Source organism: Pseudofrankia sp. EUN1h (assembly GCF_001854645.1).
GTDB lineage: Bacteria > Actinomycetota > Actinomycetes > Frankiales > Frankiaceae > Pseudofrankia > Pseudofrankia saprophytica.
On record NZ_MBLN01000058.1, the window covers coordinates 290625 to 300343 of the forward strand.

9 protein-coding genes are annotated in these 9719 nt (G+C 73.4%); 7 read left to right on the plus strand and 2 right to left on the minus strand.

Annotated elements, in window-relative coordinates:
• Positions 1-5 precede the first annotated feature (5 nt).
• Genes BCD49_RS21500 through BCD49_RS21515 form a run of 4 tightly spaced genes read left to right on the plus strand, consistent with a single transcriptional unit; the run spans position 6 to position 3785 of the window.
• Positions 6-557: a hypothetical protein gene (locus tag BCD49_RS21500; protein WP_198536007.1), complete on the plus strand. Its 552-nt coding sequence runs from the start codon at positions 6-8 to the stop codon at positions 555-557.
• Positions 554-1807: a peptidoglycan-binding protein gene (locus BCD49_RS21505; protein ID WP_083401606.1), complete on the plus strand. Its 1254-nt coding sequence runs from the start codon at positions 554-556 to the stop codon at positions 1805-1807. Before BCD49_RS21500 ends, BCD49_RS21505 begins: the two co-directional genes overlap by 4 nt.
• Entirely contained in the window at positions 1804-2502 is a 699-nt protein-coding gene (locus BCD49_RS21510; protein WP_007512050.1) for an ABC transporter ATP-binding protein, read from the plus strand. The genes BCD49_RS21505 and BCD49_RS21510 overlap by 4 nt, the downstream gene beginning before the upstream one ends.
• Positions 2502-3785, plus strand: coding sequence for an ABC transporter permease (locus tag BCD49_RS21515; protein ID WP_007512052.1), 1284 nt, complete (start codon positions 2502-2504; stop codon positions 3783-3785). The genes BCD49_RS21510 and BCD49_RS21515 overlap by 1 nt, the downstream gene beginning before the upstream one ends.
• Here BCD49_RS21515 and BCD49_RS21520 read toward each other — a convergent pair.
• Complete coding sequence (locus tag BCD49_RS21520) at positions 3728-4870, minus strand: nitronate monooxygenase (RefSeq protein ID WP_007512054.1); 1143 nt, start codon at positions 4868-4870, stop codon at positions 3728-3730. The genes BCD49_RS21515 and BCD49_RS21520 overlap by 58 nt on opposite strands.
• Before the next feature lie 442 nt (positions 4871-5312).
• Here BCD49_RS21520 and BCD49_RS21525 point away from each other — a divergent pair, with 442 nt between their 5' ends.
• The 3 genes from BCD49_RS21525 to BCD49_RS21535 all read left to right on the plus strand — a co-directional run bounded on the left by BCD49_RS21525 (position 5313) and on the right by BCD49_RS21535 (position 8763).
• Positions 5313-6557 carry an ABC transporter substrate-binding protein gene (locus BCD49_RS21525; RefSeq protein ID WP_007512056.1) on the plus strand — a complete coding sequence of 415 codons (1245 nt, stop codon included), beginning with the start codon at positions 5313-5315 and terminating at the stop codon, positions 6555-6557.
• 175 nt (positions 6558-6732) lie between these two features.
• Positions 6733-7371, plus strand: a complete 639-nt coding sequence (locus BCD49_RS21530) for a TetR/AcrR family transcriptional regulator (protein ID WP_007512058.1) — start codon at positions 6733-6735, stop codon at positions 7369-7371.
• A 222-nt stretch (positions 7372-7593) separates the two neighbouring features.
• A complete protein-coding gene (locus BCD49_RS21535) occupies positions 7594-8763 on the plus strand; it encodes a thiolase family protein (protein WP_071041815.1) in 1170 nt (389 codons plus the stop codon).
• Positions 8764-9558: 795 nt separating this feature from the next.
• Here BCD49_RS21535 and BCD49_RS40870 read toward each other — a convergent pair.
• The coding region (locus BCD49_RS40870; RefSeq protein ID WP_131803539.1) for a tetratricopeptide repeat protein at positions 9559-9719 on the minus strand (161 nt) is incomplete at its 5' end.

The following is a 9719-nucleotide window of genomic DNA, read 5'->3' on the forward strand; positions in this document are numbered from 1 at the left end:
ACGACGTGACGCGAAGGCTTTCCCGGCGAATGCCGACGGTTCTGGCGGCGCTGCCGCTGGCCCTCATGCTGGCCCTCGCCGGCTGCGGTTCGGGCGACGACAGCGGCACGGTGGCCTCGGCCGCCGGGGTCGGGTCCGGGGGCGCGGGCGCGGACGGAGCGACCGACGGCGCCACCGCCACCAGCTCTCCGCGGCCGGGGGATCTGGCCGTCAAGTTCGCGCAGTGCATGCGCGAGAACGGCATCGACATGCCCGACCCGGTGGACGGCCGCATCGAGCTACGGATCGACCCGAGCACCCCGAAGGAGACCGTCGACGCGGCCATGGCGGCCTGCCGCGAGTACAGCCCGCAGGCGAACGGGTCCGCGGGCAGCGACCCGGAGATGGAGGCCAAGTCCAGGGACTTCGCCGCGTGCATGCGGAAGAACGGCGTCGAGGCGTTCCCCGACCCCGATCCGGGCCAGCGCGGCATCATCATCGGCCCGGAGGCCGGGGACGACCCGGACTTCCAGACCGCCCAACAGGCCTGCCAGGGCATCCTCTCCGGGAAGGCGTGACCCGGGTGACCGTCAGGGAACAGACAGACCAGCCAGACCGGACACGGGAGTCCGGACCGACCGATAGCAACAAGCCAGCCGAGACCACCGGGCCCGCGGAAACCATTGAGACCACCGAGACCACCGGGACCGCGGAGACCGTCGAGTCCGCCGGGAGCCGTCGGCGCGGCGGCCGCGGACGGCGACGTGGCTGGCGCGTCGCGGCCGCCGTCACCGTCGTCGCCGCGGGCGGGGCGGCGGTCACCGCGGCCGTGCTCGGCACCGCCGACGACGGCGAGGCGGGCGGGCCGACCGCCGGCGCGCTGCCGCCGAACACCGCCGAGGTGACCCGGCAGACGCTCACCGACGCCCGGACCGTCGACGGCGATCTCGGCTACGGCCCGTCGACCACGGCGGTCAGCCGCGTGCCGGGCACCGTCACCGCGCTGCCGGACACCGGCGCGGACGTCACCCGCGGCCAGGAGCTGTTCCGGGTCGACGACCAGCCGGTGACCCTCCTGTACGGGACGACGCCCGCCTACCGGCCGCTGCGCGCGGGCACCGAGGGCCAGGACGTCCGGCAGCTGGAGGAGAACCTGGCGGCCCTCGGCTACTCGGGTTTCACCGTCGACGACTCCTACACCGGCGACACCGCCAGCGCGGTCGCCCGCTGGCAGCGGGACGTGGGGCTGCCGGAGACGGGACKGGTCGAGCTCGGCCGGGTGGTGTTCGCGCCGGACGCCGTCCGGGTGGACAGCGTCACCGCCGCGCTCGGCGCCCCGGTGGGCCCCGGCGCCCCCGTGCTGAGCTACACCGGAACCGCCAAGGCCGTGACCGTGGAGCTGGAGACCTCCGACCAGCGCCTGGCCACGAACGGCGCCGAGGTCACCGTCACCCTCCCGGATGGCGCGAGGACTCCCGGCAGGATCGACGACGTGTCGACGCGGATCGACCCGGGCAGCGGCCCCGACGCGGATCCCACCACCACGGTCGAGGTGGTCGTCGGCCTGCCGGAACAGCGGGCCGCCGATGCCTACGCGCTGGCCTCGGTCGACGTCACGTTCACCGCCGGACGGCGGCCGGACGTGCTCACCGTCCCGGTCGCCGCGCTGCTGGCGCTGCGGGAGGGTGGTTTCGGGGTGGAGGTCGTCGACGAGGCGGCCGGGACCTCGCGGTACGTCGCGGTCACCACCGGCCTGTTCGCCGACGGCCGGGTGGAGATCTCCGGACCCGGCATCGCCGCCGGCGTCACGGTGGGGATGCCGGCATGATCGAACTGGACGACGTGACCAAGGTCTACCCGGGCGGGGTCGCCGCGCTCGCCGGCATCACCCTGCGGATAGGCCACGGCGAACTGATGGCGGTCGTCGGGCCGTCCGGGTCGGGGAAGTCGACGATGCTCAACATCCTCGGCGCGCTGGACCGGCCGACGTCCGGGACCGTGCGCATCGACGGGTACGACGTGGCCCGGCTGGCCGACGCCGAGCTGTCCGCGCTGCGGGCCAGCCGGATCGGCTTCGTCTTCCAGCAGTTCCACCTGGCGGCCGGCGTCAGCGCGCTGGGCAACGTGGCGGACGGGCTGCTCTACTGCGGCCTGCGGCCGGCGGCGCGGCGCCGGCTGGCCGCCGCGGCGCTCGAACGGGTCGGCCTCGCGCACCGGATGGACCACGAGCCGCACGAGCTGTCCGGTGGCGAACGGCAGCGGGTCGCCGTCGCCCGGGCCGTGGCCGGCGACCCGCCGCTGCTGCTCGCGGACGAGCCGACCGGGGCACTCGACTCGGTGTCCGGCGCCGGCGTGATGACGCTGCTGCGCGAACTGCACGGCGGCGGGACCACGGTCGTGGTGATCACCCACGATCGGGAGATCGCCGCGTCCCTGCCCCGGCAGGTCCGGATGCGGGACGGCCGGCTGGTGGCCGACTCGGGTGCCGGCCAGGTCCGCGAGCCGGCTGGGGAGGTGGCGTGATGCCGGCGCCGTCCGAGGTCGCGGCCGCCGAGCCGACGGCCCTCCCGACACGGGCGCTCCCGGCACGGGTGGGCCCGCGGGAAGGCCGCGCGCTGGCACCGGCCCGGATGTGGCCGGGGGACGTGGTGAGGGTCGGAGCGGTGGGGCTGCGCACCCGTCCGCTGCGGGCGTTCCTGTCCGCGCTCGGCATCGCCATCGGGGTCGCCGCGATGATCTCGGTGGTCGGGCTCTCGTCGTCGTCCCGCGCCGATCTGGACCGTGCGCTCGACGCGCTCGGCACCAACCTGCTGACCGTCGCGCCGGGCACAACCCTGTCCGGGGAGCAGGCCCGGCTGCCGGCCGAGGCCGAGGCGATGGTCGGCCGGATCGGCCCGGTGGAGTCGCGCTCGGCGGTCGGGCGGCTCGAGGGTGCGAAGGTCTACCGCACCGATCGGATCCCGGCGGCGCAGACGAACGGGATCGCCGCCTACGCCGCGCGCACCGACGTGCTGGCGGCGGTGGGCGGACGGCTGGCGAGCGGCACCTGGCTCAACGAGGCCACCGGCGGCTACCCGGCGACGGTCCTCGGCGCCGACGCCGCGCGGCGGCTCGGGATCGGCCACGCCTCACCGGACACCCGGATCCTGCTCGGCGGGGACTGGTTCACCGTGGTCGGCATCCTCGAACCGGCCCCGCTCGCTCCCGAGCTGGACACCGCGGCGCTCGTCGGGTGGCCGGTCGCCGAGTCCAGGGCGGGATTCGACGGGCGTCCGACGACCATCTACGTCCGGGCGCGGGCGGGCCAGGTGGAGGCGGTCCGCGACGTGCTCGGCGCCACCGCCAACCCGGAGGCGCCGAACGAGGTGGAGGTGTCCCGCCCGTCCGACGCGCTCGCCGCCCAGCGGGCGGCCGGTGACGCGTTCACCGGCCTGCTGCTCGGCCTTGGCGCGGTGGCGCTGCTCGTCGGTGGGGTCGGGGTCGCCAACACCATGGTCATCTCGGTGCTGGAACGGCGCTCCGAGATAGGGCTGCGCCGCTCGCTGGGCGCGACCAGGGGCCAGGTCCGCGGGCAGTTCCTCACCGAGTCGCTGCTGCTGTCCGCGCTCGGCGGCGCCGGCGGGGCGCTGCTGGGCGCCGCGGTCACCGTCGGGTACGCGGCGGCGCGGGGGTGGCCGCCGGTGCTGCCGGCCTGGGCGGTACTCGCCGGCCTGGGCGCGACGGTCGTCATCGGCGGGGTCGCCGGTCTCTACCCGGCGGTCCGCGCCGCCCGGCTCTCGCCCACCGAGGCGCTGGCCACCCCGTAGGCGGTCTCCAGCGCCTCCAGCGCCTGCGCGTGCCACCCGGCGACCAGCTCTGCGGCGGGCACCGCGCGGCTCAGGGACGCCGTCTCCCCCGCCCACAGGTTGACGAGCTCCGGGTCGTGGCGCCGGCGTCCCTCCGCCCGTAGCGGCGCGGTGATCCGGTGGACCCGCGGGTAGGCGGCCGGGGCGACGGGCCCGTGTTCGCGGGTGAACGCGTTGTCGAGCCCGCGGGCAAGCCGCCCGGTGAACGCCCGGCTGACGACGGTGCGCCGCCCGCCGGCCAGCGCCGCCCGGTGCACGTCGGAGGTGCCCGCCTCCGGCGTGCGCAGGAAGGCGCTCCCGAGGACGGCGGCGTGGGCGCCGGCCGCCAGCACCGCCGCGACCCCGGCCCCGTCCGCGATGCCACCCGCCGCCAGCACCGGCACGTCGACGGCCGCGCGCACCCTGGCCAGCAGCGGCATCAGCGCCAGCCGCCCGTCGGCGCCCTCCACGTCGTCCGGGTCGATGCCGCCGCGGTGGCCGCCCGCCTCCCAGCCCTGCGCGATGAGCGCGTCCGCGCCGCGGGCCGCGGCGGCGAGCGCCTGCCGCTCGTCGGTGACCGTGACCGCGACCGGTATCCCGGCGCCATGGCAGCGCGCGACGTCCTCGTGCGACGGCAGGCCGAACGCGACGCTGAGGAGGGCGGGGCGCGCGGCCACCGCCACGTCGAGCTTCGCCGCGAAGTCGTCGTCGTCCGGCGCCCCGGCCGAACCGCCGACCCCAGGAGGACCGGGGTCGCCGGGTGCCACGTCGAGGCGGGCGGCGAGCGGGCCCAGGCGCTCGGCATAGGCCGCGACGGCCGCGTCCAGGGCCTGAGCGTCGGTGCCCCGGGCCCGCTGCCCGCCCAGGAACAGGTTCACGGCGAACGGCCGGCGGGTCAGCCCACGGGTCCGCTCGATGTCCGCCGCGAACCGGTCGACGGTCAGGTAGCCGGCCGCCAGCGTCCCGAGCCCGCCGGCCTCGCCGACCGCCGCGGCGAGCTCGGGCGTCGAGGGCCCGCCGGCCATCGGGGCACAGACGATCCCGGTCGGCACGGGTGGCAACTCCATGCTCGCGACCTTCCCATGGCCAGGCCCGGCATGGTGCCACCAGCGGTCCGACGAAGGTTCTCCGCGACGACGGCACCCGCACACCGCAACCAGACAATAAGAACCTGGTTCTTGCACCGAGCGGAGAGTTCCTTAGGCCTATCGTCCCTTATTTCCAGCGAAAAGAAGGCAGACATCGCGCCTCATCCAGACGAGGCTATGCTCACGTTTCAGGCCAGAAAGGGCGGCCGACCGGGGCGGCCAGACCGTCGGCTCGACGGCGGTCGAGAGCAGTACGTACGAGCCCGCAGTGGTCCGGCGGGACACCAGCTGGGAGTCATGCATGCACGCGGCAAGCAACGGGCCTGGCACGCGCCGTCAGCCGGCGGCGGCCAGCCGATTAGTCGCTCTCGGTCGCGTACCGGTCGGCGGACGGCCGCCGCGGCAAGCGGCGCGCAGGCGAATGCGGGCGGGAACGCTTTCCCTGGCTCTGGCCGTCGTGGCGGCGGCCGGCTGCTCCGCCAAGGCGGGTGAGGAAGGCGCCGCCGCCGCCGACTGCGCGGCCCCGGGCGTGACCCCCGATGCCGTCAAGATCGGGCTGCTCTATCCGAACACCGGGGTCCTGTCCGAGGCGTTCAAGTCGGCGCGCAGCGGGGTCGAGGGCCGGATCGGCCTGGCCAACCAGTCCGGTGGCGTCAACGGCCGCGGCATCGAACTGATCTGGCGCGACGACGCGGCCGCGGCGAGCACCAACGGCACGGCCGCCAAGGAGCTCGTCGAGAAGGACCATGTACTGGGGCTCATCGAGCTGAGCACGGCCGTCTCCGGCTCAGCGGACTACCTCGACAAGAGCGGCGTGCCGGTGACCGGCCTCACCGCCGAGTCGCTGTGGAACGACCACGCCAACATGTTCTCGTTCTCCTACCTGTTCGCCAAGGGCACCGCCGTCACCACCTTCGGCCTCTACGCCAAGGCACAGGGCGGTACTAGGGCCGCGGTGCTTGAGGACGCCGCCGACGGCCCGTCCCTGGAGATCGCCAACCAGCTGATCGCCAGTCTCGCGAGCCAGGGCATCGAGACCGTGGACCGGGTCGGGTACACGACCGGGTCGAGCAGCCCCACACGGACCGCCGACGAGATCATCGACAGCGGGGCCGACGTCATCGTCGGCACAGTGGCGATGAGCAGCATCGCCGACGTGCTGGCCGCGGTGCGCGACGCCGGCGGCCACCCCAAGGTCGTGCTGAGCCCGAGCGGCTACAGCCAGGCGCTGGTACGCGAGCAGGGACCCGCCATCGCGGGTCTGACCATCTGGGTGAACTACACCCCGTTCGAGTCCGCGTCGCCGGCGATTCAGAAGTACCAGAAGGCCATGGCCGACTTCGCCCCCGAGCTGGACGACCCCGACCAGGAGGTCGCCGTCGCCTCCTACATCAGCACGGACCTCTTCCTGCGCGGCCTGGAGGCCGCCGGCCCCTGCCCCACCCGCCAGGCCTTCATCACCAACCTGCGGAAGGTCACCGACTACGACGCAGGCGGACTCGTCCCCGGCACCATCAACCTGTCCCAGAACCGCGGCCAGCCCAACACCTGCTACGCGTTCGTGCGCGTGAACGCCCACGCCAGYGGTTTCGAGGTCGCCAAGGCCGACGGKAACGGGCAGTGGTGCGGCCAGCTCCTGCGGCAGACGCCCGCCGGCAACGGGTGACCCGACCGCGGCCGGGCGGTCCCGCGGGCAGGCCTCGCGCGGGACCRCCCCGACCGGGCGCGGTGTAGATTCATCCGCTACCGCCGCCGCGGGTCCACAGCTTCTGGAGGCCGCCCAGGGTCCCTGGACCGGCGTAGCGGGAGCTCGGAGGGCACGCGAGGTCGACGGAGGTCCGGTGGTGGTCGATCAGCCCTCCCCCGCTCGCGGGCGGGGCCGCCCCCGGGGTCTTTCCGAGCGGGTCCGCCGGGACGTCTTCACCGCCGTCCGGTCCATGCTCATGACGGTCGGCTACGAGGCGTTGCGGATCGACGACGTCGCCACCGCGGCCGGCGTGCACAAGACGACGCTCTACCGGCAGTGGTCGAGCAAGGCCGACCTGGTACGCGACGTGCTGGTCGCCGCCGAGACCGCCGCGATGCCGCGGCCGGACGAGGGCAGTTGGGTAGGCGACCTCGAGAAGCTCGCCGAGGGCCTGCAAAGACTGTTCAACCACCCTACGACGCTGGCCCTGCTGCGGACCAGGATGACGGCGAACGACGAACGGCTGACGGCGGGCCTTCAGGAGGTCGCCACCAGCGAGATGGAGTTCGTCGGCGCACCCTTCCGACGAGCCGTCAGCCGTGGGGAGATCGATCCCGACGCGGACGTGTCGATGCTGGTCGAGTGCATGCACTCGATGCTCATCACCCGGGCGACCTTCTCCCGGCGCCCCATCGACGACGAGTTCATGGACCGGCTCGTCCGCCTGATCAGGACCGCCGCCGGCACCGGCCCGTCGGCCCCCGCGACGTTGCCGCCGGCCACGGACGCCTGAGCGAGCTCCACCCGGAACGTCCGCTCCACCTCGCCGTCCGCTTCACCGTGCCGTCCGCTTCACCGCGCCGCCGGCGGACCGTTTGACGCAGTCATTGGTTGCATAAATTATGCGAAGACAGGCGGGCGAACGGGTTCCCCTCCCCCGGAGCCGTCAGCCCACGAACCAGCCGCCGCGCCGACACCCGCCCTCCGGGCACCTTCCATCCTCCTGGAGTTCACCGTGACCGAAGCAGTCATCGTCTCGACCGCCCGCACGGCGATCGGGCGGGCCCGCAAGGGCACCCTCGTCGGCCTCGACGCCTTCGACCTCGCCGAAGCCGTCGTCCCCGCCGCCCTGGAACGCAGCGRCATCCCCGCGACCGACCTCGACGACCTCATCCTCGCCGAGTCCTACCAGGGCGGCGGCGTCATCGCCCGGCACACCGCCGTCCGTCTCGGCCTCACCGGCGTCTCCGGCGCCGCCACCAACCGCCACTGCGCCGGCGGCCTGACCGCCGTCGCCATCGCCGCTGGCAGCATCCGCGCCGGCATGGACCGCGCCGTCATCGCGGGCGGCACCGAAAGCCTCAGCAACCAGGTGCTCGGCTCCAAGCGCGACGCCGAGGGCAACCAGAAGATCTGGATGTCGCCACCCAACCCCGACACCCCCGAGGCCCCCGCCTTCGACATGTCCATCACCGTCGGCGAGAACACTGCCCGCGAGATGGGCCTCACCCGCCGCGACGTCGACGAGTGGACCGTCTACACCCAGGAACGCGCGATCGCCTCCATCGACTCCGGGGCGTTCGTCGACGAGATCATCCCCCTCGACGTGACTCGCCCCGACGGCACGACGGTCCGGTTCGACACCGACGAGCACCCCCGCCGTGGCACCACCCTCGAGAAGCTCGCCACCCTCAAGGTGCTGCACCCCGAGCTGCCCGACGCCACCGTCACCGCCGCCAACGCCGCCGGCCTCAACGACGCAGCCGCCGCCGTGACGCTGACCAGCGACACCTACGCCACCGCCCACGGCCTCACCCCCCTCGCCCGCATCCGCGCCTGGGCCACCGCCGGCATCGAACCCGCACTCACCGGCCTCGCACCCACCCTCGCCATCCCCAAAGCACTCGACCGCGCCGGCCTCACCCTCGCCGACATCGACCTGTTCGAGATCAACGAGGCCTTCTGCTCCGTCCCCGTCGCCGCCATCCGCAAACTCGGCATCAACCCCGAGATCGTCAACGTCAACGGCAGCGGCGCCAGCCTCGGCCACCCCATCTCCGCCACCGGCGCCCGCATGGTCRTCACCATGATCGGCGAACTACGCCGCCGCGGCGCCACCCACGGCTGCGTCTCCATGTGCGCCGGCGGCGGCATGGCCGCCGCCATGATCATCGAGATCGTCTAGCGTGCGGGCCTGACCTGCGCATACTGACGCAGGCATGCCGGGCGGCGTTCCGAGCCGTTCTCGTTGTCGTCGAGCACGGTCGCGAGCCATGCTGGCTGACGGTCGATGAAGCCTCTGTCGACGACGGCCCGAGCACACGATCGGCGTGGATCCAGTCAGTCGCCGCAACGAAACGGCGAACCGCGTACCAGTCGGCGACGTGGAACTCGTCGGTGCCGGGCCGAGTAGCGACCGCGCAGGCGTCAGGGCGGCAGCGGCAGCCGACAACGTCGATCCCCAAGCCGACCTGGCGCTGGTTACCGGCCTCGTCCCACCCGTCTCCGAAGATCGCCACGTGTGTACGCGGATCCGAACTCCGGGCCGTGACCAGTTCGGATCTGGATACAGAACTGGTGATCAAGCTCGCCGAGCGCGGAGGCCTGGGCTGTTTGGCACGGTGTGGGGCCAAGTGGCGGGCGGCCTGTGGACGTCGCCTCCTGGTTGGCTGACGGTCTTCGACGTAGCGAACACCGCCATCGGTCATCGACCGCAGCGAAACGGCGAACCATATAGCCACATATAGCCAATAGCGACTCGGGTCGCACAGTGGCCCCATGGTCCTGGAGTGCCGTCTCAGACCACGGGCGTGTGGTCGATGAACGCGGCCATCGGAACGCGTGCCTCAAGACATGCAGGAGAGGTAGTGGATGGCTGCCGATCAGCCTCGCGTGCTGTTGGGCGCCTCATCGCACGAGAGCACTACTACTCACGGATCGTTGATCTAACTTCCGCACCGACCGACGCCTGGGCCAGCCCTCAACCACCATCAAGATCGTCTAGTGACGCCCTGGCGCGGATCGTGGCTGGGTGATCCTCGCCCAGCACCCGCCGACGCCGAGCCAGCACGTCCTCCCCCAGGGCACGCGCAGCCGGATAGTCACCCAGGTCCGCCAGGATTGCCGCGAGGTTCGCCGCCG

Bases quoted from the DNA above. Each gene is read 5' to 3' on its own strand.
- BCD49_RS21510 (WP_007512050.1), top strand. From the start codon at position 1,804: ATGATCGAACTGGACGACGTGACCAAGGTCTACCCGGGCGGGGTCGCC.
- BCD49_RS21515 (WP_007512052.1), top strand. From the start codon at position 2,502: ATGCCGGCGCCGTCCGAGGTCGCGGCCGCCGAGCCGACGGCCCTCCCG.
- BCD49_RS21520 (WP_007512054.1), bottom strand. From the start codon at position 4,870: ATGGAGTTGCCACCCGTGCCGACCGGGATCGTCTGTGCCCCGATGGCC.